The following is a 25,158-nucleotide window of genomic DNA, read 5'->3' on the forward strand; positions in this document are numbered from 1 at the left end:
GGGAGTCCATGACCATGCCACTCTCGATCCCACAGCGGGTGGGCGCCGCCGGCCTCACCTCGCTCGCCGTCGTGGCCGGCCTGCTCACCGCCGTACCTGCCGCGGCGGAACCGCGGACCTCCGCCGCCGGGCTCGCCCCGCCGCCGGCGGCCCGCACCGTCTCGGTGGGCGACGGAACCCAGGTCGCCCTGACCCCGCTGGGCGACACCGGCGCCACCTCGCTCGCCGCGCTGCCCGGCGACGACGGGGCGACTCCGGGTCTCGTCGTCGCGACGAGCAGGACCGGCACCACCGTCCAGACCACCGACCCGCTCAGCACGCCGACCGCGATCGACGGCCACGCCCCGCGGCTGCGTGCCGGCGCCGCCACCGATGCGGTACCGCTGCACTTCTCCGCGGTGGGCCGGGACGGCCGGGTCGCCGACGCCTACATCACGGTGTTCGACCTGGACCACGGCGCGGCGTGGACCCGGCAACTGGCCGCCGACCCCACCCCGGGCGACGAGTGCTCCGCGGCCACCTTCGCCCGGACCACCTGCGCGCTCGTCCCGCCCGGCCGGTACTCGGTGATGGCTTTCGTCAGCACGCTGCCCGCGCAGCGGCCGAGCATCGGTGCCAGCCGTACGTTCCAGAACCTCTCGCTGGTCGGCGAACCGGAGACCACGGTGCGCGGCGAGCGCACCTTCGCGTTCGACGCCCGGGACGCCCGACAGCTCGCGATCCGGACCCCGGGCCGCGACACCAAGGTGCCGCCGCAGGGCACGATGCTCCTCGGCTACGACCGCACCGCCGCGGACGGTTCCCCGCTGAGCCTGGACATGCACCCGGCGTACCTGCTCGACCAGCACTTCTATCTGCAGCCCACGGCGAAGGTGTCGGTCGGCACGTTCCAGGTGCGCACCCGGGTGCGGTTGGAGGCGCCGGACATCACCCTGTCCGCGCCGACCGCGCCGCGGCTGCACCCGGAGTACGTGGACCGGACCTGGTTCTCCGACCGGGCGTCGGACTTCCCGGTCGTCGACGGCCGGTCCCGGCTGCGGGTGGTCGACGTCGGCCACGCCACCGAGGCCGACCTCGCCGGCCGCCAGCTGCACGGCGCGCTGGCGCTGGTGACCCACTCGGCCAAGATGTCGATCGCCGAGCAGTCCAACAACGCCGCCGCGCACGGCGCGGGCGTGGTCGTGATCCGCAACGACGGCCCGGGCGACATCAGCGACCCGGGTGGCACCGGGGTCAAGCTGCGGGTACCGACGATCCGGCTGAACCGCGCCGAGGGCCTTGCACTCGCGCGGCTGCCGCGCTGGGCCCGGGTGACCGTCGGGGGCCAGCCGGCCAGCCCGTACGTGTACGACCTGTACCTGCGGGAGAAGCAGCGGATCCCGGCCCACCCCGGCTACGTCGCCATCCCGGGACAGCTCGCCACCCAGGTCAGCACCGTGCACGGGCAGCCGACGCGCCGGTCCACGTTCTCCGAGGCTGCCTACCCCTGGCAGCCGAGCGACGCGTTCGTGGTCTCCACGGTGTTCCCGTTCCAGGGCGGCCCGCGGACCCGCACCGAGTACCGGGTGCCCGATCCCGACACCGCATGGGCCTACGCCGTGTTCGCGCCCGGCTCGGCCTACAACGTGATGTTCCCCGAGCCGCCGGTCCAGGCGATGACCCTGTCCCGGCCCGGACGCGACTCGTACGCGGCGCACCAGCGGGACCGGTTGTCCTTCGGCCGCGCTCCGATCACCGCCGCGCCCAACCCGGCCCGACCAGTGCAGCGCTCCGGTGACCTGATGCGGGTCGCCGTGGACGGGTTCACCGACGCGGACGGGAACCACGGCACCGAGTACAGCGACGCGAGCGGGGTGCACACCCACCTCCGGATCAGCGCCGACGGCACCCTGGTGGGGGAGACCGACAACCTGCCCTCCGGTACCGTCCGGTTGCCTGCCGGCGGGTCCCGCGTCTCGATCTCGTTCACCGCGGACAACCCGCAGTCGTGGAACGAGCTGTCCACGCACACCGACAGCAGCTGGAGTTTCCCGTCCAGCACGAGCGACTCGGTGCAGACCCAGCCGCTGCTGCTGCCGGGCTACGACGTCGGCGTCGACCTGCACAACCGGGTCCGGGCCGGACGCCACGGCCGGGTCGCCGTCGGCCTCGCGCTGCGGCGCGCCGACGGCGTGTCCCCGACGCTGAGCGCCGCGCCGAGCGTCGAGGCGTCGTACGACGACGGCACGACCTGGCGCCCGGCCACCGTCACCCGGGATGCCGCTGGGTGGCGCGTCGAGCTGCCCGCCGGTAGCGGGCCGGTCTCGTTGCGGCTGCACGCGCAGGACACCGGTGGCTCAGTGGTCGACCAGACGGTCGTCCGGGCCTTCGACGTCGTGCGCTGACGGCGGCAGCCAGCCGAGCCGGACCGCCTGCACGCCCGCCTGGAAACGGGTACGGACGTGCAGGTGGTCCAGCAGCTCGGCGATCCGCCGGCTGAGCGTGCGGGTACTGGTGCCCAGCCGGCGGGCGACCGCGTCGTCCTTCGCCCCCGAGGCGAGCAGCACGGCGAGCTGGCGGTCGCCGGAGGTGCCCTCCGGTACCGGCGCGGCGATCGGCGTCGCCTGCTCCCAGAGCAGTTCGAACAGCTGGATCAGCGCGTCGAGCAGCGCCGACGGCCGGATGCACACCGCCGCATCGGCGCTCTGCCCGCCGAGCGGCAGGATCGCCAGCCGGCGGTCGCCGATCGCCAGCTTCATCGGGAGCCCGGCGTGCACCCGGGACTGCTCGCCCGCGCCGGCCGCGTCCTGCACCTCCGCCAGCGCGCCCGGCAGGTCCAGCGCCTCGGGGGCGTAGAGGCCGCGCACCCGCACCTTCGCCCGCAGCAGCCGCCGTACCGAGCTGTCCGACCGGCCGGGATCGGCGACGTACGGCGGGCGGTCGATCACCATCAGCTCCTGCCGGGTGGCACCGAGCAACTGCTCGAACCGGGATGCGATCTCCGGCCAGCCGACCAGCACCTCCACGATCTCCTCCGGCCGGTACCGCTGGTCGGCGGGCATCTCGGCGAGCAGGGTGCGCGCGGCGAGCTGGGTGCGCGCCAGTTCCTCCCGGCGCCGGTCGGCCAGCGCGTCGATCGCCACGTCCGGTCGTGCCGCGCGCATCCTGGTGGGCTCGCCCGGCAGCTGGTGCACCAGCCCCAGCTCTTCGAGCCGGGCCAGCGAGCGGCGCACCTCGGCAGCGCCGCGGTCCAGCGCCGCGGCGAGGTCGTGCGGGGAGGTGTCCGGCCGGGACAGCAGCCCGCGGTACACCGCCTCGTCCTCGCCGCTGACCCCGATCGGCTCAAGCACCCACCCATCTTGCCCGGTCGGCCGGTGGCTCACCAGACGGCCGTCGTGCCTGGTCGGCGGCGTTCGGGTGCTCCCGGCGGCCCGGCTCAGGCGCGGCGCCAGCGGATCGGGGTGTCGCCGCTGCCGGTGACGGTGCCGGCGGCGCGCAGCTGGTACAGGTGGGCGACGGTCTCGGCGAGCGCCAACCGGCGCGGCACCCCGACCAGCTGGTCCCAACCCCGCGACCAGGTGATCCGCTCCGCGAGCTGCCAGGTCGTCGGTGGCGCCGCGGCGTCGAGTACGGCGAGGATCTCCGCCGCGCGGTGGTCGTGGTGCGCGGCGAGCTGCCGGGCGCGGGCCGGGACGCCGCGGAACCGGTACTCGTGCGCCGGCAGCGCCTCGACCTCGCCGTACGAGTCCATCCGGTGCAGCGCGGCCAGGTAGTCGGTGAGCGGATCGCCGTCCCGGTCGGTGTGCACCCCGATCGTCGGGCTGATCCGGGGCAGCAGGTGGTCGCCGGTGAGCAGCACCCCGGCCTCGGCGTCGTGCAGGCACAAATGACCCGGCGTGTGGCCCGGCGTCAGTACCGCCCGTACCTGCCGGTCCGGGATCGGCACCAGTGCACCGTCGGCGAGGTACCGGTCCGGTGCGGCCATCGCGAGCAGCGCCGCGACCTGCTCCGGGTCGACCGCGATGGTGTCCACCTCGCCCGCCGGTACGCCGTGGGCGCGCAGGAACGCCCTGTCGTCGTCGAGCGTGAGGCCCTGCCACAGCCGGGACGGCATGCTCGCCGCCTCCGCGGGATGCATCGCGATCCAGGCGCCGGCCGCTTCCCGCAGCCAGCCGCTCAGCCCGTGGTGGTCGGGATGGGTGTGCGTGACGACGACCCCGGCCACGTCGCCGGTGCCGGCTCCCGCCGCGGCCAGGCCCGCGGCGAGCGCGGTGCGGCCCTCCGGACTGTCCCAGCCGGGATCGACGGCCACCACCCCACCGCTGCCGGCGAACAGGTAGCAGAGCGTGTACCGCAGCGGGTTGTGCGGGATCGGGACCGGCACCGACCACAGCCCGGGCCGCACCTGCTCGACCGGCGGCAGCTCGCGGCGCTGCCACGCCGCGTGCTGCGCGGTACCGGTGACGGTGACGGCCGGGGCGACCGTGCCGGACGGGGTCGGCGATGTGCTCACCGCCGCTACGTTACCCGCCGGTAATGGCGGCGCCGGTCGCGGCGACGGTGAGATCCACAACCGTCGCCGCGACCGCGGTGACCGGCCCCGACCCGCGTCGGCCGGTCAGCGCCGCAGAGCCGGGGTCCGCCGGACCCGGGGCCCGCCGGAAGCCGGACGGTCCGGAGCCGGCCGGAGCCGGAGCCGCCTGGAGCCGGAGCCGCCTGGAGCCGGAGCCGGCCGGAGCCGGGGATGCCCGGAGCTTGGGTCCGGCTCAGAGGCTTCCCGGCCGGCCGTGGCGGCCCTGGCTGTCCGCCGGCCGGAGGCTCACCGGCTCTGCCGGCCCGTCCGGCGGCGGGCCACGACCAGCAGGGCGCCGCCGGCCGCCAGTAGGACCGCCGCCAGGACCGCGAAGATCGTCAGCGAGGTCCCGGTCACCGGCAGGTCCCCGCCGGAGCCCGACGACGGGCTCGCCGACCCCGGGGGCGTGGTGGTCGGGGACCCACTCGCCGAACCCGACGGCTGCGCGCTGGCCGAGCCGCTCGGCTCGGCGCTGGCCGACTCGCTCGGCGACTGGCTGGGCGACGCGCTCGGGCTGGACGCCGACGGCGACGGGCTCGCCGCGGCGTCCACCGCCACGACGGCCTGCGTCCGGCCGGCATCCCCGGTAGCGGCCTTGGCGGTGACCGCGGCGACCACCTTCCGGGACTCGGCGGTCTTCACCACGAACCGGAACGGCGCCTTCTGGTACGAGGTGCTGGTACAGGTCACCGTGTTCGCGGCGGCGTCGGTGTGGCAGCCGGCGCCGCCGGCCGGCTTCAGCGCGTCGGCCGGCACCGTCGCGCTGATCGTGATCGACGGCGTCGACACCGAGGGCTGCTTCGCCCGCGCGGTCAGCACGATGGTGTCGCCCTGGTACGCGAGCTGCTGCGACCAGGCCGCGGACACCGTCACCGGGTGGTGGGCGCCGGGATCGCCGGGCCCGCCGGGCCCGGGCGGGTCGGCTGCGGCGGTGGTCGCACCGGCCAGCACGAGGACGCCGCCGGCGAACCCGGCGGCGAGCAGGGTGAGCTTCACGGAAACCCTTTCGGGTGGGGGTCTGCGTCCGACTCGCGTCGGTAGGGGATGCGACGCGAGCATCGTCAGTCTTTCGTGCCGGTCAATACCGGGATCTGCCCCAAGAGCGGACAGTGCGGACAGATCCGCACCGGAAATCAGCCGAACGGCGGATCGCGCGACGGCCCGCTGTCACCGCGCGGCCCGCCACGGCTGCGGTCCGTGCCGCGCACCCCGGCGGCGACCACCGCGCCGGTCGCCGCCGCCCGGCGTAGCCCGCCGCCGGCCGTAGCCCGCCGCCCGGCGTAGACCGCCGCCGGCCGTAGCCCGCCGCCTGGGGTAGCCCGCCCGGGTCCGGGTCAGCGCTGCTCGGCGAGGACCGCCAGGATGCCCTCGCCGTACTTGGCGAGCTTGCTCTCGCCGACGCCGGAGACGGCGCCGAGTTCGGACAGGTCGGTGGGCCGGCGGGTGGCGATCTCCCGCAACGTCGCGTCGTGGAACACCACGTACGCCGGGACGCCCTGCTCCTTCGCGGTGCCGCCGCGCCAGCTGCGCAGCGCCTCGAAGACCGGCTGGGCCTCCGGCGGCAACTCGGCGGATGCGCTGGCGCGCTTGGTCTTCGCCGCCTTGCGGCGCTCCGGCTCGGTGCGCAGCCGGACCGTATGCTGGCCGCGCAGCACGTCCGCGCTGCGCTCGGTCAACACCAGCGTGCCGTAGTCACCCTCGACGTTCAGCAGTCCCTGCGCGAGCAGTTGCCGGGTCACCGTGCGCCACTGGGCCTCGGTCAGATCGCTGCCGACGCCGAACACCGACAGCTGGTCGTGCCGGTGCTGGGTGACCTTCGGGGTCTGCTTGCCGAGCAGGATGTCGATCGCCTGCCCGACGCCGAACCGTTGCCCCCGCTCGCGGTCCAGCCGCAGCACCGTCGACAGCAGCTTCTGCGCCGGAACCGTACCGTCCCAGGAGGCCGGCGGGTCCAGGCAGGTGTCGCAGTTGCCGCACGGCTGCGCCGACTCGCCGAAGTAGTCGAGCAGTCGCACCCGACGGCACTGCACCGTCTCGCACAGCGCCAGCATCGCGTCCAGGTGCGCGGTCAGCTGCCGGCGGTGCGCGTCGTCGCCGTCCGAGTCGTCGATCATCTTGCGCTGCTGCACCACGTCGGCCAGCCCGTACGCCAGCCAGGCGGTGGACGGCAGCCCGTCCCGGCCGGCCCGGCCGGTCTCCTGGTAGTAGCCCTCGACCGACTTCGGCAGGTCGAGATGCGCGACGAACCGCACGTCGGGCTTGTCGATGCCCATCCCGAACGCGATCGTCGCCACCATCACGATGCCGTCCTCGCGCAGGAACCGGGACTGGTTGGTGGCGCGGGTGCGCGCGTCCAGCCCCGCGTGGTACGGCAGCGCCTCGATGCCCTGGTCGGTCAGGAACGCGGCGGTCTTCTCCACCGATGCCCGGGACAGGCAGTACACGATGCCCGCGTCGCCGTCGTGTTCGCTGCGCAACACCTGCAACAGCTGCTTGCGCGGCTCGCCCTTCGGCACGATCCGGTACTGGATGTTGGGCCGGTCGAAGCTCGCCACGAAGTGCCGCGCGCCGGTCAGGTTGAGCCGCTGCGCGATCTCGGTGTGGGTGGCCGGGGTGGCGGTCGCGGTCAGCGCGATGCGCGGCACGTCCGGCCACCGCTCGTGCAGCATCGACAGCCCCAGGTAGTCGGGCCGGAAGTCGTGGCCCCACTGCGACACGCAGTGCGCCTCGTCGATGGCGAACAGGCTGATCGTGCCGCGCTCCAGCAGCCGCTGGGTGGCCGGCACGCCGAGCCGTTCCGGCGCGAGGTAGAGCAGGTCGAGCTCACCGGCCAGGAACTCCTGCTCCACCAGCCGGCGCTGTTCGAAGTCCTGCGTCGAGTTGAGGAACCCGGCCCGCACCCCGAGCGCGGTCAGCGCGTCGACCTGGTCGGCCATCAGCGCGATCAGCGGCGACACCACGATCCCGACGCCGTCTCGCACCAGCGCCGGGATCTGGTAGCACAGCGACTTTCCGCCGCCGGTCGGCATCAGCACCAGGGCGTCGCCGCCGCCGACCACGTGCTCGATGATGTGCTGCTGTTCGCCGCGGAACTCGTCGTAGCCGAACACCTTGCGCAGCACGTCGATCGCGTCGAGCCCCCGGAAAGACATCACCCGATCGTAGCCACCGCCACCCAGCCGCTACTTCGACGGCTGCGGGACGTGGCAGCTGATCTTCGGGTTGACGCCGAGGTAGTTGAGCGGACCGGCGACGATCGTCACGACCGTACTGCCGACCGTCCCGCAGTGTGCCGTCGAGCTGCTGAAGTAGCCACGCTGGGCCGCGGCGATCGCGCCGATGACGAGCCAGACGAGAACCACGACGATGCCGATGCGTCCGATGCGCACGCCGCCTCCAAGGTCCGGCCGGCGACCTCGTGTCGCCGGAACCGATCGCCGTCGAGGTGTTCGGCACCTGCCCGGCGATCTGAGGTGTTCCTACCCCGGCGTCCGGGTCACGAAACGGTCACCGGTCCTGGCCGGCCCCGCGTGGTCCCGCCGGCCCCCGTTCGATGCCGGCGGGACCACCATCCCGACGCCGTGACGGCGACGCGGGACCGAGGGTGCGGCCGGATGAGTCCGGTTCGCGACAGCATTCAGCGTGGGCTGAAGCTGGACGTTTCCGGGATGATCGGGGGAGAACTGGCCGCCGGGTTTCGGAGGGTTGGGTGTACCGGATCCACTTCACCGCACACGACCTCGCGCGTACCCGGGTGTCGGCCGAGCCGCTGCCACTGCTGGAATTGCAGCTCGCGGTGCGCGCGGTGCAGGACCGCAGCCAGCCGGTGCGGTTCGCGGCGTGGCGCCGGCACTGCGCCGTCCGGCTGCCGGAGCCGGCCCGGATGGCGCTCTCGCTGAGCCCGCCGAACGCGGTCGCGCCCACGTTCTGCTGGCCCGGCCTCCCCGGTACCCCCGAGCAGCTGCTGGAGCAGGCACGAACCATCCCGGACGCCACGGTGGCCCGCGAACTCGCCGACATCACCTGCCACGACCCGGTCCCGCGCTGGGCCGCCGGCCTCGGGCACGACGCCGAGCTGCGCGCCAGCCTGCACGCCGGGGTCGAGCAGCTGTTCGACCGGCTCCTGGCGCCCTACTGGCCACGGCTGGCCGACACCTACGCCGCCGACCGGGCGGTCCGGCTGCGCCAGTTCCAGGCCGGCGGGGTGGCGGCGGTGCTGGCCGCGGCGAGCCCGGAATGGCTGCGCTGGCGCTCGCCGGTGCTGGAGATCCGGATGCCGACCGGCCTCGACCACGACCTGTACCTCGCCGGGCAGGGCGTGCTGCTGGCCCCGTCCGCGTTCGCCAGCCGCGCGTTCGTCAGCGCGGAGGGCGACCAGCAACCGGTCGTCGCCTACCCGGTGGACGCCGCCGCCGGGCTGCCCTGGCTCACCGCGCTCACGCCCGCAGCAGCGGCCGGGCCGGCGGTCGCCGCGCTGCTCGGCCGTACCCGAGCCACCGTGCTCACCGCGATCGCCGAGCATCCGGAGTGCAGTACCACCGAACTCGCCCGGCTGGCCGACATCTCCCCGGCCGGCGCCAGCCAGCACGCGACGGTACTGCGGGCCGCCGGGCTGGTGCGCACCGTCCGGCACCGCAACGCCGCCCTGCACGTCCCCACCCAACTGGGCCTTTCCCTGCTCGCCGCCCCGGCCACGTGACACCGCACCGGCCCGCCGCCGGCAACGGGGAGAGACTGGCACGGTGCGGCTGCCGGCGGGGTGTCCGGTACGGCGATGGCCGGAACGGTTCAGGACAGGGCGGCGTCGACCGCGACGAGGTTGACGTAGTCGCGCAGGTGGCCGATCAGACCGTGCCGGACGGTCAGCACGACGATGTTCGGCAGGACGAACTCCCGGCCGCTGGCGGTGTTGCGTCCGATCGCCTGCTGCTCGACGACGATCGTCCCCGGATCGCCGGTGTCGTGCACGGCGAGCGTCCGGTACCGCTCGTACTCGAAGCGGCGGGCCCGCCAGCCGGCCGCGGTCCAGGCGACGATCTCGTCGCGCCCGGTGAGGCGTGCCGGTACGCCCGGGCGGTGGAACGGGAACTCGTGGATCGCATCGGCGGCGTACAGCCGCCGCATGCCGTCGGTGGACTGCCCGATCGCCGCGTCCCGGAAGCGCGCCAGGACCTCGCGCGGGCCCGCCGTCGATGCCATCTCGTCGCCTCCCGATCGTCGGTTCGATGCCCCCACTCCAGCAGCCGCGACCGGTTCGCGTCCAAGGCCCGTTGCACCGCGATCGATACCCTTCGGGCATGGGGACGATGCTGGAGACCCGGGAGCTGGCGCATTTTCTGGCGGTGGCCGACGAACTCCACTTCGGTCGGGCGGCGGCCCGGCTCGGCATCGCGCAGCCGGCGCTGTCCCGGACGGTGCAGAAGCTGGAACGCCGCCTCGGCGTGGTGCTGTTCGACCGCGGCAGCCGGGGCGTCACCATCACGCCGGCCGGTCTGGTACTGGCGCGGGAGGCGCGCCGGGTTCTCACCGCGGTGCAGGCGGCCGCTCGCCGCACCGAGCGAGCGGCGAGCCGGGACCGCGGGCTGGTCCTCGCGCTGAAGGCGGGTGGCGACTTCGGCCTGCTGCCCGCCGTTCTCGCCGCCTTCGCGCGGCAGCCCGAGTCGCGGCCGGTCCGGGTGGTGTTCGAAGCCGACCGCGGGCAGTTGCTGCGCGACGGCCGCGCCGACGCCGCCCTGCTGTTCGAGCCGTCGGACGACCTGCACGGGTTCGACGTCGAGCCGCTGCGGACCGACACCCGGATGGCGGTACTGCCGGCGTCCCACCCGCTCGCCGCCCGCCGCGAGGTTCGCCTCGCGGACCTCCCCGACGAGTACCTGCCCGGGCCGGACGGCGACCGCACGCCCCGGCGAGCCGCCGCGCCCGGGAACCCAGCACCGGCCAGCGTCGCCGAGCTGCTGCAACTCGTCGCGCTGGGTCAGGCGATCGCCGTGGTACCCCGCTCGCTGGCGGCCGCGATGCCGCTGCGGCACGACGTGACCGGAGTACCGGTCGTCGACGCGGCGCCGGTCACGCTGCTGCTCGCCTGGCCCGCGCACACCAGGTCCCCGAGCCTCGCCGCCCTCGCCCGCGCCGCCGCGGCCGTCCGCACCGGCCGTGATCCTGCCGTACGGTGAGCGTCGCGATGAGCGAGCCCCGGTGAACCTCGCGGCGTCCCCGCGGCGTGAGTTCACCGACGAACCGGCGTCCGCTGCTCCACCAGGATCAGCGCCTTCTTGCCGTACCTGCGTGCCTGCGGTGTCCGGGAGGCCGCGGCCGTTTCCGACCTGCCGATCGCTGGGCTCACGACGCAGGAGCCTGGTTCCGGATCGCTGCCCGAAACGCCGCGCTGAACTCGTCCGGCGCCTCCAGCCACGGGTGATGGCCGGCGTCGGCGACGAGCGTGACCTGACAACCGAGGCGGGTACCGAGTCGTCGCAGGTTGTCCGCGGGACGGGTGTCGTCGGCTCCACCGATGATGGCCGCGTGGGGCGGCAGCAGCTCGCGAAGCTCGTCCACGTGCGCTTCGAGCGGGTCGGTCACCTTCGCGGCATTGAGCTGCGCATTCATCTCGTAATTGACCGGCCGCAGGGTGCGAGCGGCGGCCAGCGCCCAGTCCCATGCTCGCGCCCGGTCGGCGTGGTCGGTGAACCAGGACAGCGCAAGGTACTCGACCTCTTCGGCCTCGGTACGCGACGCGACCGCATCCAGGCGTTCGAGCCTCTCCTGTTGCCGCCGGGACCGTCGGGCTCGCTGAGCCGCCAGGTCGGGCTCCCGCCACGACCCCAGGAACGGGCCCGCGAGCTGGACCAGGCCGGCCACGCGGTCCGGATGGGCGAGCAGGAAGTAACTGGCCATGTTGGTACCGAAGGAGTGCCCGACCAGGGTGACCCGACGGTGCCCCCAGGTGTCGAGCAGCAACTCGAGGTCTCGAACGTGCCGGGCGATCGTGTGCTGCCCCTGCCAGGGTGATCCACCGGTGCCGCGTTGGTCGTAACGGTGGACGACGCACCGGTCATCGAGGATGCCGGCAACCGGGGCAAGGTAGTCCGGGATCCCCGGACCGCCATGTATCAGCACCACCGGAGGGTGCGAGCACGTCGCCGGGCCTGTGGTCCACGTGCGCAAACGCGCCCCGTCGTCCATCTCGATCATCGTGGCGGCCACGACGTGAGCGTAGACGCGAACGCGAGCCCCTCGGGCGCGCGCCGCTTCTCGGCCCGGGTCGACACGCGGCGCCGTGGGCGGGCGGTGCTCGTGCCCGCGGCGTGCGTTGCCAGCTCGGAGATCGCGTCCCGAACTTCCCGATCGCCGGAGCGCACCGCTCGCGCGGTCGGCTGGCCTTCGTCCGCCATCCTGGCTCGTCGGACCCGACCGGCGAGTCAGGGAGCGGGGACGGCGAAGTCGTCGAAGCGATCGTCCGGGACGACCTTCACCAGCACCGTCGGATGCCCGGCCAGCTGCGCGCCGAGCAGCCGGTGCACTCCGTCGAGCACGGTGGGGCGCCCGGTCAGCCAGGCGATGTGCAGCGGGTACCGCAGGTCGGCGGCCATGGTGCGAGCGTGCTGCACCGGATACCGGTCCGGGGCTGCCGCAACCTGTGCCGGCGATACCTGGAAGGGAACGCCGTGCACCGCCCACATGGGGAGGTCGAGCTGCCAGCACAGCCGCTCGACGGGAAACCGCGTCACTGGTAGGTCCAGCTGCCACGGTCGTTCGGCATCCCACCAGAAGTCGAGGAGCACTCCGCGCAGCTGGTCGGGCACCTGATCGGCGAGCGGGAACGGCTGTCGCTTCATGCCGACTCCTCCCGGCGAGGTGCGCGAGTCGCAGCGACGATATCGATCGGGACACCCTTTGGCTGCGACGACAGGCCCCAGCACCTCACGAAGCAGCGTGCCGGGTGCTCCATGGTCCTCCAGCAGGCCCGGGATGGCCCGGAGACCCCGGCCGGCCACCCCTGACGGCCCCAGGCTCGGGTCAGTGCCGGAGTGCGTCCGCCAGGTCCGAGGAGAGGCGGCCCGTCTCCTCGCCGGCTTCGAGTACGAAGACTGTGCGGGCGCACCAATGCCTCCCGACGAAGTCGGCGCCTGACTCTCGAAGGGTTACGCCGAGGTCGACGTGTCCGTGGCCGTCGTGCCGGGCATCGAGTTGCAGCTCGTGGTCGAGTGACCGCCAACGCCGGACGCCGTGCCATCCGCGCCAGCTGGCGGCCAGTTCGGCGACGAAGCCCGCCACCGTGAGGCCTCGTGAGTCGTCCGACCAGCCGTCGATACCGGCGTCGGTGGCGGCGTTCATCGCTCCGTCGTGGAGTTCGGTCGCGACTCGCCATCCGAAGTGCGGTTCTTCCCAGGGGTTGTAGGGCGCGCCGAGCACCCAGCGAGCCGTTCCTTGCTGAAGCTCGAACCGCTCCGCCATGGCCCCACAGCCTAGGGTGCGAGCCGATCAGCGCCAACCGACCGGCAGGCGCCGCTTCAGCGGGGGAGCAGGCTGCTGCGACCGTGCCCGGCGGCTCCCGGGGCAAGACGCCCAAGCCGGACAAGTGGGCCTGGGGTTTCGGGTGTGGAGCGGGTGACGGGAATCGAACCCGCATGACCAGCTTGGAAGGCTGGGGCTCTGCCATTGAGCTACACCCGCGGCGCCGACCCGACGGTGCCGAGCCTGCGGCATCAGGGTACATAGGGAGCGGCGGGGCGGTGTGCGCGGCTCGGCGGACCGACGGCCTACACTGTCGCAGACACCCGGGGTGTGGCGCAGTTTGGTAGCGCACTCGCTTTGGGAGCGAGGGGCCGTGGGTTCAAATCCCGCCACCCCGACCAGGTGACCTCGACCCCGGCCCGCGACCATGCGGCCGGGGTCGTGTCGCGCCCGGCCCCGACCGAGTCGGATCGCGGGTGGCACCCGTCCGAACCGAGGCGACGTGAGCGGGTCGGATCGGCCGTCTCGGCTCGCTCGGCGCAGGGTATGTGCGGGCGTCGGCCCGCTCGGAGCAGGGCGGTGTACCCATCGGTTCGCCCAGGCTGGGTGGTGTGGACGGTGGCTCGGCTCGCGCGGTACGGGCCGGCTCGGCTCGGGCCGTGCGGCTCGGCTCGGGCCGTGCGGCTCGGCTCGGGCCGTGCGGCGTGGGGAGGGCCGGTGCTGCTCGGACCGGGTCGCCGATTCGGTCCGCGAAGGGTGACCCAACGGCGCCGGCAGGTGGGACGGGCGGCCGGTGTCGCCGCCCCGCCGGAGGCATCACGATGGGTACACGATGAACGGTGCAGGGGTGTCTGAGGTGGTCGCCTGGCGGGCCGCGCGGGAGTTCGCGAGCCGGCTGCGGGACCCGATGTTTCGGTGTTTTGCCCGGTCGGTCGGGTTTCGGGCCGGCCGTCGCCTGGTGTTGGCCCTGGCGGAGGAACCGCTGTCGTCGGTGCTGGACCGGGTCGGAGTGACGGAGCCGGAGTCGCCGGTGACCGTGGTGGTCTACCGGCCGGGCGTGGAGCCACCGTTCTCCTTCGTCGACCTGTACCCGACGCCCGCTGCCTGACCGGGCACGAGGCGCCGCCGGGGTGGCGGCAGGTCCGGCGTACGCTGGTCGGGTCGCACCATCCGGCCGGTCGGGCGCCCGAGTCGTTGCGTTCCGTGGCGCTCGCCTAGACTCGGTCGGTCAGCGGCCGGTCTGCCCGCGTGGGCGCACGTCCCGACCACCAGACCGCCGTCGTAAAGCACCCGATCACCTGCCGAGGAGTACCCCTGTGAAGAGCGCCGTCGAGACGTTGAGCCCTACCCGGGTGAAGGTGTCGGTCGAGGTGCCCTTCTCCGAGCTCGAACCGAGCGTGAAGAAGGCGTATCGGACCATCGCCCAGCAGGTGAGCATTCCGGGCTTCCGGCCCGGCAAGGTGCCGACCCGGCTGATCGACCAGCGGGTCGGTCGCGGCGCGGTGCTGCAGGAGGCGGTGCAGGAGGCGCTGCCGGAGCAGTACATGGCGGCGATCAAGGAGCACGACGTCAAGGCGATCGGCCGCCCCGAGGTCGAGGTGACCGAGCTGAACGACGGTGACAAGGTCACCTTCACCGCCGAGGTCGACGTCCGCCCGGAGATCACCCTGCCGGACCTGTCCACGATCACCGCCACGGTCGACGAGTACTCGGTGACCGACGAGGACGTGGACGCGCAGATCGCGCAGCTGCGGGACCGGTTCGCCACCCTCAAGGGTGTCGAGCGGCCGGCGCAGACCGGCGACTTCGTCTCCATCGACCTGGCCGCCACGGTGGACGGCAAGGAGGTCGAGGGCGGCACGGCCAGCGGCATGTCGTACGAGATCGGGTCCGGCCAGCTGCTGGACGGCATCGACGACGCGATCGTGGGGCTGAGCAAGGACGAGACGACCACCTTCACCAGCAAGCTGGTCGGTGGCCCGAACGCCGGCGAGGACGCCCAGATCGAGGTCACCGTGCGCAGCGTCCGGGAGAAGGAGCTGCCCGAGCTGGACGACGAGTTCGCGCAGCTGGCGAGTGAGTTCGACACGCTGGACGAGCTGCGCGCCGACGGCCGCGGCCGGGTCGAGCGGCAGAAGAAGCTCGACCAGGCCTACCAGGCGCGGGACAAGGCGCTGGAGGCGCTGCTCGCGGCCACCGACGTCCCGATCCCCGAGGGCGTGGTGACCGAGGAGGTCGAGTACCGCAAGCAGAACATGTCCGAGCAGCTGGAGCAGATGGGCTCCAACCTCGACCAGTACCTGGCGGCCGAGGAGAAGTCGGCGGAGGACTTCGACGCCGAGCTGAAGGGCAACGCCGAGGAAGCGGTGAAGACCCAGCTGGTGCTCGATGCGCTGGCCGACGCCGAGGAGGTCGGCGTCAACGACCAGGAGCTGACCGAGGAGGTCGTGCGCCGGGCGCAGCAGGCCGGTGCGCCGCCGCAGCAGTTCGCCGACCAGCTGGTTCGTTCCGGTCAGCTGGCGGGCGTGGTGGCCGACGTGCGCCGCGGCAAGGCGTTGTCGATGGTGCTTGAGCACGCCAAGGTGACCGACTCGGCCGGCAACGAGGTCGACCTGACGGCGGTGCTCAACCCGGCCGGTGAGCCGCGGGACGAGGCGGCGGACGACGCGCCCGAGGGTGACGCGCCCGAGGGTGACGCGCCGGAGGCGCCCGCCGAGGCCGCCGAGGCCACCGAGCAGGAGGCCGCGGCGAAGGCCGAGTGAGCTGGTTCGTTTCTGCGCCGACCGGCCCGTCACCCGTGTCCCGGGTGCGGGCCGGTCGGTGTTTGCCGTCCGGTTGCGGCGCGCCGCGTGGCACGATGCGCTGAGAGCGAACACCCGGCCCGTCGGCGGCAGTGGGGCGCACGTACCGGCTAGGGTCGATGACGAAACCAGCGCCGGGTCGGCAGCATCGCCGCCGGTGCCGTGTGGGCCGAGAGGATCGCAACATGACTGACCTGTACACGCCTTCCGCGCGCTCCGCGGACAGCGGCAGCGGCGGATTCGACGACCTGGTCTTCAACCGGCTGCTGCGGGAGCGGATCATCTTCCTGGGCAGCGAGGTCAGCGACGAGTCGGCGAACCGCGTCGTCGCCCAGCTGCTGCTGCTGGCCGCGGAGGACCCGGAGCGCGACATCTCGCTCTACATCAACTCGCCGGGCGGGTCGGTCTACGCGGGCATGGCGATCTACGACACCATGCAGTTCGTCAAGAACGACGTGGCCACCTACGCGCTGGGCATGGCAGCCTCGATGGGGCAGCTGCTGCTGTGCGCCGGCACCACCGGCAAGCGGTACGCGCTGCCGCACGCGCGGATCATGATGCACCAGCCGTCCGGCGGCATCGGCGGCACGGCGGCCGACGTGGCCATCCAGGCCGAGCAGATGGTGTACACGAAGAAGATGTTCCAGGAGTGCGTCGCGCGCCACACCGGGCAGACGCTGGAGCAGATCGAGACCGACTCCGACCGGGACCGGTGGTTCACCGCCGAGGAGGCGAAGGACTACGGCTTCATCGACCACGTGGTGACCGGCGCCTCGCAGGTCCCCGGTGGCGCCGGGCTGTCCTGAGCCAGCAGTCGTCCGCGAGTCAACGCCCGGCCTCAACGAAGGAAACCACCATGAGCCTTTCCACACCCGGCAGCCCGATGGCCATGCCGACCGGCTTCGCGCCGGTGCAGAACCGCTACATCCTGCCGTCGTTCGTCGAGCGCACGTCGTACGGGGTGAAGGAGTCCAACCCGTACAACCTGATGTTCGAGGAGCGGATCATCTTCCTCGGCGCGCAGATCGACGACGTGTCAGCCAACGACGTGATGGCGCAGCTGCTCGCGCTGGAGTCGATGGACCCCGACCGCGACATCACCATGTACATCAACTCGCCGGGTGGCTCGTTCACCGCGATGACCGCGATCTACGACACGATGCAGTACATCCGGTGTGACATCTCCACGGCCTGCCTGGGCCAGGCGGCGTCCGCGGCGGCGGTGCTGCTGGCGGCCGGCGCGCCCGGCAAGCGGATGGCGCTGCCCAACTCGCGCATCATCATCCACCAGCCGGCGACCGAAGGCGGGTACGGTCAGGGGTCCGACATCGAGATCCAGGCACGGGAGATCATGCGGATGCGCACGCTGCTGGAAGACTTGATCTCCAAGCACTCGGATCGCGATGTCGAGCAGGTCAAGCGCGACATCGACCGTGACAAGATCCTCACGGCCGACGAGGCGATGGCGTACGGGCTGGTCGACCAGGTGCTGCCGAGCCGGAAGAAGAACGCGGCCGCGGCGGTGGCGGGCTGAAAGCCCCGCTCGGGGTCCGTTTCGGGCCGCCGAGCGGGTACGGTCGAAGAGTCTGTTCGACAGGTACGGCGCTGGAGCAGGTGCAGCGCGAATCAGTCAGGAGCGGCCGGGCGCCCCGGCCGCCGTTGCAGGGGAGTCGTAGGTGGCACGGATCGGCGACGGCGGTGACCTGCTCAAGTGTTCCTTCTGCGGGAAGTCTCAGAAGCAGGTCAAGAAGCTCATCGCGGGCCCTGGGGTCTACATCTGCGACGAGTGCATCGACCTGTGCAACGAGATCATCGAGGAAGAGCTGAGCGAGTCGGGCGACGTCAAGTGGGACGAGCTGCCCAAGCCCAAGGAGATCTGCGAGTTCCTCGACCAGTACGTGGTGGGCCAGGACGGGGCGAAGCGCGCCCTGTCGGTGGCGGTCTACAACCACTACAAGCGCATCCAGGCGGATGCCGCCGGGCACCGCGCCTCGGGCGCCGACCCGGTCGAGCTGGCCAAGTCGAACATCCTGCTCATCGGGCCCACCGGGTGCGGTAAGACGCACCTGGCGCAGACCCTGGCCCGGATGCTCAACGTGCCGTTCGCGATGGCGGACGCGACCGCGTTGACCGAGGCCGGCTACGTGGGTGAGGACGTCGAGAACATTCTTCTCAAACTTATCCAGGCGGCCGACTACGATGTCAAACGGGCCGAAACGGGCATCATTTACATCGACGAGATCGACAAGGTCGCCCGCAAGAGCGAGAACCCGTCGATCACTCGGGACGTGTCCGGCGAGGGCGTGCAGCAGGCGTTGCTGAAGATCCTGGAGGGCACCACCGCGAGCGTCCCGCCGCAGGGCGGCCGCAAGCACCCGCACCAGGAGTTCATCCAGATCGACACCACCAACGTGCTGTTCATCTGCGGTGGCGCGTTCGCCGGCCTGGAGAAGATCATCGAGCAGCGGGTCGGTCGCAAGGGCATCGGCTTCGGCGCCCAGCTGCACAGCAAGGAAGAGCGCTCGACCGACGACGTGTTCGCCGACGTGATGCCGGAGGACCTGCTCAAGTTCGGCATGATCCCGGAGTTCAACGGCCGGCTGCCGATCGTCACCAGCGTGCGCAACCTCGACCGCGACGCGCTCATCCGGATCCTCCAGGAGCCGAAGAACGCGCTGGTCAAGCAGTACGTGCGGCTGTTCGAGCTGGACGGCGTCGAGCTGGTGTTCGACGAGGAGGCGTTGGCCGCGATCGCCGACCAGGCGATCCTGCGCGGCACCGGCGCCCGTGGGCTGCGCGCCATCATGGAGGAGGTGCTGCTCCCCGTGATGTACGAGATCCCGTCCCGGCTCGACGTCGCCCGGGTGGTGGTCACCCGCGACGTGGTCCTGGAGAACGTCAACCCGACGATCGTGCCGCGGGAGGCGCGCGAGTCGCGCAGCCGGGAGCGCCGCGAGAAGTCGGCCTGACCGACCAGACGACGAAACGGCCCCGGCGGGCGATCGCCGGGGCCGTTTCGCGTGTCGTGGTGTCGTGGTGTCGTGGTGTCGTTTCGTGCCGCTGCCCGCGCGTGGCCCGCTCCCGGCCGTGACCATGGTCCCCGCCACGGGGCGACCCCTGCGGGCCCGGTCGCTCCGCCCGGCTTCGTCGGTCGGTACCGGCCGAGCGGCCTGGTCAGCTGCCGCCCTTGTGCACGACGTCCGGGAGCAGCTTGCCGGTGAGGGTCTCGACGGGCGGTTCGCCGCCGGTCAGGCTCATCACACCGACCAGCGCCACCCGGTCGGCCCAGGCGCAGACGCCGCCCTTTGAGCCGGACGAGCCGAGGGAGACCTTGGCGCACTTCATCGAGCCGCCGACCGCGGACGGCGGGTCGACCGAGTGCTTCCCGCTGACCGTCACCGAGTCGCCGGACAGGCCAGAGAAGAAGTCGTCGAGGTGGTTCGCGACGCTGTCCAGCGTCGTGTCCATGGTGCCGCCCCACACGTAGACGGTGGTGTCGGAGCCGTTGGTGTAGGCGGCGCCGATCGTGGTGGCGAACGCGTCCTCACCGTCCAGTTCGCGCTTCATCGAGGCGGCCACGGTGTCGTTGGGTTTCTTGGTCAGCCCACCGGCCGAGTTCGGCGTGGACAGCGTGGTCGCGGAGTTCTTGGCGCCGAGCCCGATGCCGACGGTGCCCTGCACGAACGCGTACCCGCCGATGCCGCACAGCACCAGCAGCACCGCGCCCGCGCACACCAGCGTGATGATCAGCCCGGTCCGGGACTTCTTCGCCGGTACCGGCGGCGCCGCTGCGGGATACCCCGGTGCCGAGTATCCGGGCGCCGGGTATCCGGGTGCCGGGTAGCCGGGCGCGGCCGGTGGCGCGCCGTACGCGGTGCCCGGCGCCTCCACCCCGTACGGGTCTGGCGGGTACCCGCCAGACCCGTACTGCCGCGCCGTGCCGTACTGGGGGCCGGGCGGCGGCACGTCGCCGTACGGGGGCGCGGGCTGGCTTCCGCCGTACGGCGGAGGTGCCGGCTGCGCGCCACCGCCCTGCTGCTGGTCGCCGAACGGCGACACCTCGTACTGCGGCGGCTGCCGTTGCGGATCCGGGTCGGGCGTGCCTGGGGGGTACGGCGCGGACATCGGTGCTCCGATCGGGTTGCGGGTGCCGCCAGGGTACGAGCGGGGGCCGGAGCCTCGCGGCGCGATCATGACCGGGACGCGGCGGCGGCGCCCCGGTGCACGGGGCCGAGACGCCGGCCGTCCAGCGATCAGCCGGGTGAGGGCAGCACGGTCCTCGACGTCACCGCTGGTGCACGACGGCCGGCAGGATCTGGCTCGCGCGTTGCTGTAGGGCCGCCTCGGACTGGCCGTAGCAGAGCACGCTGACCAGCGCATCGCGGTTGTGCCAGCTGCACACACCTCCCACGACGGTGCCGGTTGCTGTCCGAAGAGTCAGCTGGGCACAGGCCATGCGCCCGCCAATCTGTGCCGGTGGGGTGACAGTCTGCTTGTGTTCGACGGACTGCTTGCCGTTGGAAAGGTTGCCGAAGAAGCTGTCGAAGCCGTCGTCGACGTCGGTCGACAGGCCGTGGGTGAACAGTCCACCCCAGACGTAGACGGCTGCGGTGGCGGTTGGGTCCTGGTAGGCGATTCCGATCGGGGACCGGAACGACCCGGAGACATCGTTTCTCATCCGAGCAGCGACGTCGTTGTGCGGTTCCCTGGCCAGATCGCCGATGTGGTTCGGCGTGGACAGCGTGGTGCGCGCCGCTGTGCCGGACTCGACGAGGTGCCGGCCGAGGTGGCGCCAGACGTAACCGCTGGTAACCGCGATCAGGATCAACGCGAGGGCCCCGATCAGGCCGCCTACCCGATACCGCCGGGGGTTCTCCGCCGGCACCTGCCCGGCCGTGATCTCGGGTCCGTGGCGCTCGGATGGGTGGTCCGATCCCGGGTATGACTGTGCCGAGGCGTCGACCGGTGGGGTGGGAGGATCGGGCACCGCTGGGGTTTCGGCCTGCAGGGTCGGAACAGACGGTTCGCCGGCTGGCGCGGAATCCGGCGGCGGGGTGGCGGTCCCCTCGCCCGGTGCCGGCGCGGGCCCGTCAGCCACGGTGGACCAGGTCGGTGAGCATGCCGGCGGCGGTGGCGGCGAGCTGGTCGCCGGAGCCCGCGGCCATGAACGCGACGGCCGCCTTGTGGTTGCCCCACAGGCAGAACGCGGTGGCGCCGCCCTGTACGCCGCCGTTCATCTGGTCGGCGCACTTCATCTGGCCGCCGATCGAGTCGGGTGCGTCGACCCGGTGCAGGTCGCCCCACCGGCCGCCCGCGCCGGAGCCGAAGAACTCGTCGCTCTGGTCGGTGATGGTGCCGGGCTCCGACTCCGCCAGCTCGCCGCCCCACACGAGGACCAGCGTCTCGGCGCCGGGCTTGCGGTAGGCGGCGCCGATGCTGTGCGTGAACAGGCCTGCGTCCGACATCCGCTGCTCCAGCGTGCTGGCGGTGGCGTTGCCGTCGACCTTCGTCAGGCCCCCGGCGTGTGCCGGGGTCTGCACCGTGGTGTGCGCATCGGCCGCGATGTCGGCCCGGTGGTTGAGGTAGCCGGCGGTGACGGCGCCGGCGATCAGCACCACGACGGCCAGCACGATGAGCGTGACGAGCCCCTTGCGCGACTTCCTCTCCGATGGTGGCGCGTCCGGGAACCCGGCCACCCACTCGTCGCCGGCCGCGGCCTGCGGCTTCCGGACCGAGGTCGTCGTTGCCGGCGAACTCGCGGCGGGCGGGGCGGTGGGTGCTGTCGACGGGCCGTCGTCGGCCGACTCGCCGGGCTGTGGTGCGGTGCGGACGGTGTCGTCTGCCGAACTCATCATGCTCCTACGGGAGGGGACGGCCCCAGGGACGCGGAGAAGTCCCGGAACGAGCGCAGGGCGGTACGCGTAGGGTCGTGCCGCCCGACATCGCCGCTGGGGATCTGGCGTGGGGCCGAAACACGTTATCGCCCGTTCCGTCGTGCTGGCCTCGGCCTTTCGGTGGATTCGGACGCTCGGTACGAAAGGCCGACCGCCCGGGTGGAGCCGGGCGACTATGTTGCGATCATGGCGTACCAGCCCGCGACGGCGGCCCCGATGCCTTCCCGGCCGCCCGGTGTCACCGGTGCCGCGATCGCGCTGATCCTGTCCGGCGCCGCGAGCTTCGTCAGCGCGGCGATCTGGATGGCCGCCGGCCTGTCGGTGGTGCACGACGACGTGCAGCAGCAGGTGGGTTTCGGCGGCAGCGACATCTTCGCGTACGTGGTCCTGTTCTCGCCGGTGCTGTCGGTGTTCCTGTCGCCGGCGACGATCATCGGCGGGGTGCAGATGCTGCGGCGCCGCAACCGCCGGCTCACCACGGTGGGTGCGGTGCTGGCGATCGTGCCGCTGACCGGATGCTGCCTGTTGGCCGGCATCCCGTGCGGGATCTACGCGCTGTTCGTGCTGCGCCGGGCGGAGACCATGGCGTGGTACCGCTCGGGGGCCGCGCCGCCGCCACCCGACCCGTACGGGCAGTACGGCGCGGGGCAGTACGGCCCCTGGCGGTAACGGCCGGCGTCGCGCCGGCGGCGTACCGCGGGCTTCGGGTGGGTGCCGTCAGGGTCGGGTGGCCGGGCCGGCGGTGGGCGCCCCGTGGCATCGCGTGACGGGGGCTCCGTAGACTCGTCGGGGTGACCGTGACACCGCAGACCCAGTCCGAACTGTCCGCTCAGTACCAGCCCGGCGAGGTCGAGGCCCGCCGCTACGAGCAGTGGGTATCGGCGGGGTATTTCGGGGTGGACGCCACGTCGCAGCGACCGCCGTTCTCGATCGTGATCCCGCCGCCGAACGTGACCGGTTCGCTGCACATGGGCCACGCGCTGGACCACACGATCCAGGACTCGCTGATCCGCCGGCGCCGGATGCAGGGGTACGAGGCGCTGTGGATGCCCGGCATGGACCATGCCGGCATCGCCACCCAGAACGTGGTGGAGCGGCAGCTCGCCGAGCAGGACGGCAAGTCCCGGCACGATCTCGGCCGGGAGGCGTTCGTCGAGCGGGTCTGGCAGTGGAAGGAGGAGTTCGGCGGCCGGATTCTCGGCCAGATGCGCCGGCTGGGTGACTCGGTCGACTGGAGCCGCGAGCGGTTCACGATGGACGCCGGGCTGTCCCGCGCGGTGCTGACGATCTTCAAGCGGCTCTACTCCGAGGGCCTGATCTACCGCGCCGAGCGCATCATCAACTGGTGCCCGCGCTGCCTGACGGCGCTGAGTGACATCGAGGTGGAGCACTCCGACGACGACGGCGAGCTGGTCTCCATCCGGTACGGGGACGGCGACGACGCGATCGTGGTGGCCACCACCCGGGCCGAGACGATGCTCGGTGACACCGCGATCGCGGTGCACCCGGACGACGCGCGGTACGCGCACCTGGTCGGTCGCACCGTGGAGCTGCCGTTCACCGGGCGGCACATCCCGGTGGTGGCGGACGCGCACGTCGACCCCGAGTTCGGTACCGGCGCGGTGAAGGTGACCCCGGCGCACGATCCGAACGACTTCGAGATCGGGCAGCGGCACGACCTGCCGTCGATCACGGTCCTCGACGAGCACGGCGTGATCACCGTGCACGGCCCGTTCGAGGGGCTGGACCGGTTCGAGGCGCGGCCGGCGATCGTCGCGGCGCTGCGCGAGCAGGGCCGCATCGTCGCCGAGAAGCGCCCGTACGTGCACGCCGTCGGGCACTGCTCGCGCTGCAACACCACCGTCGAGCCGCGGCTGAGCAAGCAGTGGTTCGTCAAGGTCGAGCCGCTGGCCGCCGCGGCCGGCGCCGCGGTGCGCGACGGGCGGGTCACCATCCACCCGGTCGAGCAGCAGAAACGCTACTTCGACTGGGTGGACAACATGCACGACTGGTGCATCTCGCGCCAGCTGTGGTGGGGCCACCGGATCCCGATCTGGTACGGGCCGGACGGCGAGATGGTGTGCGTCGGTCCGGACGACGAACCGCCGACGGGCGACGGCTGGGTGCAGGACTCCGACGTGCTGGACACCTGGTTCTCCTCGGCGCTGTGGCCGTTCTCCACGCTGGGCTGGCCGGCACAGACCCCGGAGCTGGCGAAGTTCTATCCGACCAGCGTGCTGGTCACCGGGTACGACATCCTGTTCTTCTGGGTTGTCCGGATGATGATGTTCGGGCTGTACGCGATGGACGGGCGGCAGCCGTTCGATCAGGTGGTGCTGCACGGCCTGGTGCGTGACCAGTTCGGCAAGAAGATGTCGAAGTCGCGCGGCAACGTGGTCGATCCGCTGGAGTGGATGGACACCTACGGCGCGGACGCCACCCGGTTCACCCTGGCCCGCGGGGCGAACCCCGGTTCGGACGTGGCGGTCAGCGAGGAGTGGGCGCAGGGCTCCCGCAACTTCTGCAACAAGCTGTGGAACGCGACCCGGTTCGCGCTGCTGTCCGGTGCCACCGTCGAGGGTGACCTGCCGTCGCCGGCCGAGATGTCCACTGTGGACCGTTGGGTGCTGTCCCGGCTGCAGCGCACGGTGTCGCAGGTCGACCGGCTGTTCGAGGCGTACGAGTTCGGCAAGGTCTGCGACCTGCTCTACCACTTCGCCTGGGACGACGTCTGCGACTGGTACCTGGAGCTCGCCAAGCCGGTGCTGTCCGCCGACGGCGACGCTGCGCGGGTGACCCGCCGGGTGCTCGGGCACGTCCTGGACACCTTGCTGCGGCTGCTGCATCCGGTGATGCCGTTCGTCACCGACGAGCTGTGGTCGACGCTGACCGGCGCGGACAGTGTGATGGTGGCGGCCTGGCCGGCCGCCGACGAGTCGCTGGTGGACGCACCGGCCGAGGCGGAGGTCGCCACCCTGCAACGGGTGGTCACCGAGATCCGCCGGTTCCGGTCCGACCAGGGGCTCAAGCCGGGGCAGCGGGTCGCGGCCCGGCTGGCCGGCCTGGCCGAGGCCGGGATCGGTGGGCACCACCAGTTGATCGGTTCGCTGGCCCGGTTGAACGAGCCGGCCGACGGCTTCGAGCCGACCGCGAGCGTCACGGTCACCGGGGTCACGGTGGAGCTGGACACCCGGGGCAGCATCGACGTCGCCGCCGAGCGCGCCCGGCTGGAGAAGGACCTGGCCGCCGCCCGCAAGGAGCTGGACGGCACCACGCGGAAGCTGGCGAACGACGGGTTCCTGGCGAAGGCGCCGGAGCAGGTGGTGGCGAAGATCCGGGATCGGCAGGTGGCGGCGACCGCGGACATCGCGCGACTGACCGCGGCGCTGGAGGGGCTGGCCGGGCGTGGCTGATCGCGGCGACGAGTCGGCGGACTTCGCGGCGGTCGACGCGGAGC

21 protein-coding genes, 2 tRNA genes and 1 pseudogene are annotated in these 25,158 nt (G+C 72.4%); 11 read left to right on the plus strand and 13 right to left on the minus strand.

All coding sequences use genetic code 11. The features are described from left to right. Positions 1 to 8: 8 nt before the first annotated feature. Positions 9 to 2,384 carry a protease-associated domain-containing protein gene (locus Athai_RS05940; protein ID WP_203960548.1) on the plus strand — a complete coding sequence of 792 codons (2,376 nt, stop codon included), beginning with the start codon at positions 9 to 11 and terminating at the stop codon, positions 2,382 to 2,384. On the opposite strand, the gene Athai_RS05945 is transcribed toward Athai_RS05940, so the two are convergent. The 5 genes from Athai_RS05945 to Athai_RS05965 form a co-directional block, all read right to left on the minus strand. Continuing rightward, complete coding sequence (locus Athai_RS05945; RefSeq protein ID WP_203960549.1) at positions 2,337 to 3,329, minus strand: helix-turn-helix domain-containing protein; 993 nt, start codon at positions 3,327 to 3,329, stop codon at positions 2,337 to 2,339. The two genes, Athai_RS05940 and Athai_RS05945, sit on opposite strands and share 48 nt — an antisense overlap. Before the next feature lie 86 nt (positions 3,330 to 3,415). Further along, positions 3,416 to 4,492 carry an MBL fold metallo-hydrolase gene (locus Athai_RS05950; protein WP_203960550.1) on the minus strand — a complete coding sequence of 359 codons (1,077 nt, stop codon included), beginning with the start codon at positions 4,490 to 4,492 and terminating at the stop codon, positions 3,416 to 3,418. A gap of 306 nt (positions 4,493 to 4,798) precedes the next feature. Next, positions 4,799 to 5,548: an LPXTG cell wall anchor domain-containing protein gene (locus Athai_RS05955; RefSeq protein WP_203960551.1), complete on the minus strand. Its 750-nt coding sequence runs from the start codon at positions 5,546 to 5,548 to the stop codon at positions 4,799 to 4,801. A 338-nt stretch (positions 5,549 to 5,886) separates the two neighbouring features. After that, complete coding sequence (gene recQ, locus Athai_RS05960) at positions 5,887 to 7,704, minus strand: DNA helicase RecQ (RefSeq protein WP_203960552.1); 1,818 nt, start codon at positions 7,702 to 7,704, stop codon at positions 5,887 to 5,889. 30 nt (positions 7,705 to 7,734) lie between these two features. Next, positions 7,735 to 7,941 (minus strand): hypothetical protein, encoded by a 207-nt coding sequence (locus tag Athai_RS05965; protein ID WP_203960553.1) that lies wholly within the window; start codon positions 7,939 to 7,941, stop codon positions 7,735 to 7,737. A gap of 320 nt (positions 7,942 to 8,261) precedes the next feature. On the opposite strand from Athai_RS05965, the gene Athai_RS05970 reads away from it, so the two are divergent. Continuing rightward, a complete protein-coding gene (locus Athai_RS05970) occupies positions 8,262 to 9,251 on the plus strand; it encodes a winged helix-turn-helix domain-containing protein (RefSeq protein WP_203960554.1) in 990 nt (329 codons plus the stop codon). Between the two features lie 89 nt (positions 9,252 to 9,340). Here the strand turns inward: Athai_RS05970 and Athai_RS05975 are convergent, their stop codons facing one another. Continuing rightward, the gene (locus Athai_RS05975; protein ID WP_203960555.1) at positions 9,341 to 9,751 is read right to left on the minus strand and encodes a nuclear transport factor 2 family protein; all 411 of its coding nucleotides are present in this window, start codon (positions 9,749 to 9,751) and stop codon (positions 9,341 to 9,343) included. Positions 9,752 to 9,849: 98 nt separating this feature from the next. On the opposite strand from Athai_RS05975, the gene Athai_RS05980 reads away from it, so the two are divergent. Next, on the plus strand, positions 9,850 to 10,725 hold the full coding sequence (locus tag Athai_RS05980) for a LysR family transcriptional regulator (RefSeq protein ID WP_239156749.1): 876 nt from the start codon (positions 9,850 to 9,852) through the stop codon (positions 10,723 to 10,725). A 166-nt stretch (positions 10,726 to 10,891) separates the two neighbouring features. Here the strand turns inward: Athai_RS05980 and Athai_RS05985 are convergent, their stop codons facing one another. The 4 genes from Athai_RS05985 to Athai_RS06000 form a co-directional block, all read right to left on the minus strand. Next, positions 10,892 to 11,755, minus strand: a complete 864-nt coding sequence (locus Athai_RS05985) for an alpha/beta fold hydrolase (protein ID WP_203960556.1) — start codon at positions 11,753 to 11,755, stop codon at positions 10,892 to 10,894. Positions 11,756 to 11,970: 215 nt separating this feature from the next. Then, complete coding sequence (locus Athai_RS05990) at positions 11,971 to 12,387, minus strand: hypothetical protein (RefSeq protein WP_203960557.1); 417 nt, start codon at positions 12,385 to 12,387, stop codon at positions 11,971 to 11,973. Positions 12,388 to 12,568: 181 nt separating this feature from the next. After that, on the minus strand, positions 12,569 to 13,006 hold the full coding sequence (locus tag Athai_RS05995) for a DUF6228 family protein (RefSeq protein WP_203960558.1): 438 nt from the start codon (positions 13,004 to 13,006) through the stop codon (positions 12,569 to 12,571). A 145-nt stretch (positions 13,007 to 13,151) separates the two neighbouring features. Then, positions 13,152 to 13,225, minus strand: a tRNA-Gly gene (locus Athai_RS06000). Between the two features lie 105 nt (positions 13,226 to 13,330). Here Athai_RS06000 and Athai_RS06005 point away from each other — a divergent pair. The 6 genes and pseudogenes from Athai_RS06005 (at position 13,331) to clpX (ending at position 18,776) form a co-directional block, all read left to right on the plus strand. Continuing rightward, a tRNA-Pro gene (locus Athai_RS06005) sits at positions 13,331 to 13,407 on the plus strand. 446 nt (positions 13,408 to 13,853) lie between these two features. Continuing rightward, entirely contained in the window at positions 13,854 to 14,114 is a 261-nt protein-coding gene (locus tag Athai_RS06010; protein ID WP_203960559.1) for a hypothetical protein, read from the plus strand. A 208-nt stretch (positions 14,115 to 14,322) separates the two neighbouring features. Continuing rightward, positions 14,323 to 15,630, plus strand: a pseudogene (gene tig / locus Athai_RS06015) (trigger factor); the annotation flags it as partial. Positions 15,631 to 15,992: 362 nt separating this feature from the next. Continuing rightward, positions 15,993 to 16,613, plus strand: a complete 621-nt coding sequence (locus Athai_RS06020; RefSeq protein WP_203960561.1) for a ClpP family protease — start codon at positions 15,993 to 15,995, stop codon at positions 16,611 to 16,613. 77 nt (positions 16,614 to 16,690) lie between these two features. Beyond that, a complete protein-coding gene (locus Athai_RS06025; protein ID WP_203965357.1) occupies positions 16,691 to 17,341 on the plus strand; it encodes an ATP-dependent Clp protease proteolytic subunit in 651 nt (216 codons plus the stop codon). Between the two features lie 142 nt (positions 17,342 to 17,483). Further along, positions 17,484 to 18,776, plus strand: coding sequence for an ATP-dependent Clp protease ATP-binding subunit ClpX (gene clpX / locus Athai_RS06030; RefSeq protein ID WP_203960562.1), 1,293 nt, complete (start codon positions 17,484 to 17,486; stop codon positions 18,774 to 18,776). Positions 18,777 to 18,981: 205 nt separating this feature from the next. On the opposite strand, the gene Athai_RS06035 is transcribed toward clpX, so the two are convergent. From Athai_RS06035 to Athai_RS06045, 3 genes are all read right to left on the minus strand, one after another. Further along, the gene (locus Athai_RS06035) at positions 18,982 to 19,932 is read right to left on the minus strand and encodes a hypothetical protein (RefSeq protein WP_203966713.1); all 951 of its coding nucleotides are present in this window, start codon (positions 19,930 to 19,932) and stop codon (positions 18,982 to 18,984) included. Between the two features lie 160 nt (positions 19,933 to 20,092). After that, the gene (locus Athai_RS06040; RefSeq protein WP_203960563.1) at positions 20,093 to 20,692 is read right to left on the minus strand and encodes a hypothetical protein; all 600 of its coding nucleotides are present in this window, start codon (positions 20,690 to 20,692) and stop codon (positions 20,093 to 20,095) included. A gap of 205 nt (positions 20,693 to 20,897) precedes the next feature. Continuing rightward, complete coding sequence (locus Athai_RS06045; RefSeq protein WP_203960564.1) at positions 20,898 to 21,662, minus strand: hypothetical protein; 765 nt, start codon at positions 21,660 to 21,662, stop codon at positions 20,898 to 20,900. A gap of 225 nt (positions 21,663 to 21,887) precedes the next feature. On the opposite strand from Athai_RS06045, the gene Athai_RS06050 reads away from it, so the two are divergent. Both Athai_RS06050 and Athai_RS06055 read left to right on the plus strand, forming a co-directional pair. Next, positions 21,888 to 22,370, plus strand: coding sequence for a hypothetical protein (locus Athai_RS06050; protein ID WP_203960565.1), 483 nt, complete (start codon positions 21,888 to 21,890; stop codon positions 22,368 to 22,370). A gap of 122 nt (positions 22,371 to 22,492) precedes the next feature. Then, positions 22,493 to 25,114: a valine--tRNA ligase gene (locus Athai_RS06055; RefSeq protein WP_203960566.1), complete on the plus strand. Its 2,622-nt coding sequence runs from the start codon at positions 22,493 to 22,495 to the stop codon at positions 25,112 to 25,114. The last annotated feature ends 44 nt before the right edge of the window (positions 25,115 to 25,158 follow it).

It is taken from the genome of Actinocatenispora thailandica (genome assembly GCF_016865425.1).
Classification (GTDB): Bacteria; Actinomycetota; Actinomycetes; order Mycobacteriales; family Micromonosporaceae; genus Actinocatenispora; species Actinocatenispora thailandica.

Bases quoted from the DNA above. Each gene is read 5' to 3' on its own strand.
- Athai_RS05940 (WP_203960548.1), top strand. From the start codon at position 9: ATGACCATGCCACTCTCGATCCCACAGCGGGTGGGCGCCGCCGGCCTC.
- recQ (WP_203960552.1), bottom strand. From the start codon at position 7,704: ATGTCTTTCCGGGGGCTCGACGCGATCGACGTGCTGCGCAAGGTGTTC.
- Athai_RS05975 (WP_203960555.1), bottom strand. From the start codon at position 9,751: ATGGCATCGACGGCGGGCCCGCGCGAGGTCCTGGCGCGCTTCCGGGAC.
- Athai_RS05980 (WP_239156749.1), top strand. From the start codon at position 9,850: ATGGGGACGATGCTGGAGACCCGGGAGCTGGCGCATTTTCTGGCGGTG.
- Athai_RS05990 (WP_203960557.1), bottom strand. From the start codon at position 12,387: ATGAAGCGACAGCCGTTCCCGCTCGCCGATCAGGTGCCCGACCAGCTG.
- Athai_RS05995 (WP_203960558.1), bottom strand. From the start codon at position 13,006: ATGGCGGAGCGGTTCGAGCTTCAGCAAGGAACGGCTCGCTGGGTGCTC.
- Athai_RS06020 (WP_203960561.1), top strand. From the start codon at position 15,993: ATGACTGACCTGTACACGCCTTCCGCGCGCTCCGCGGACAGCGGCAGC.
- Athai_RS06025 (WP_203965357.1), top strand. From the start codon at position 16,691: ATGGCCATGCCGACCGGCTTCGCGCCGGTGCAGAACCGCTACATCCTG.
- Athai_RS06035 (WP_203966713.1), bottom strand. From the start codon at position 19,932: ATGTCCGCGCCGTACCCCCCAGGCACGCCCGACCCGGATCCGCAACGG.
- Athai_RS06045 (WP_203960564.1), bottom strand. From the start codon at position 21,662: ATGATGAGTTCGGCAGACGACACCGTCCGCACCGCACCACAGCCCGGC.
- Athai_RS06050 (WP_203960565.1), top strand. From the start codon at position 21,888: ATGGCGTACCAGCCCGCGACGGCGGCCCCGATGCCTTCCCGGCCGCCC.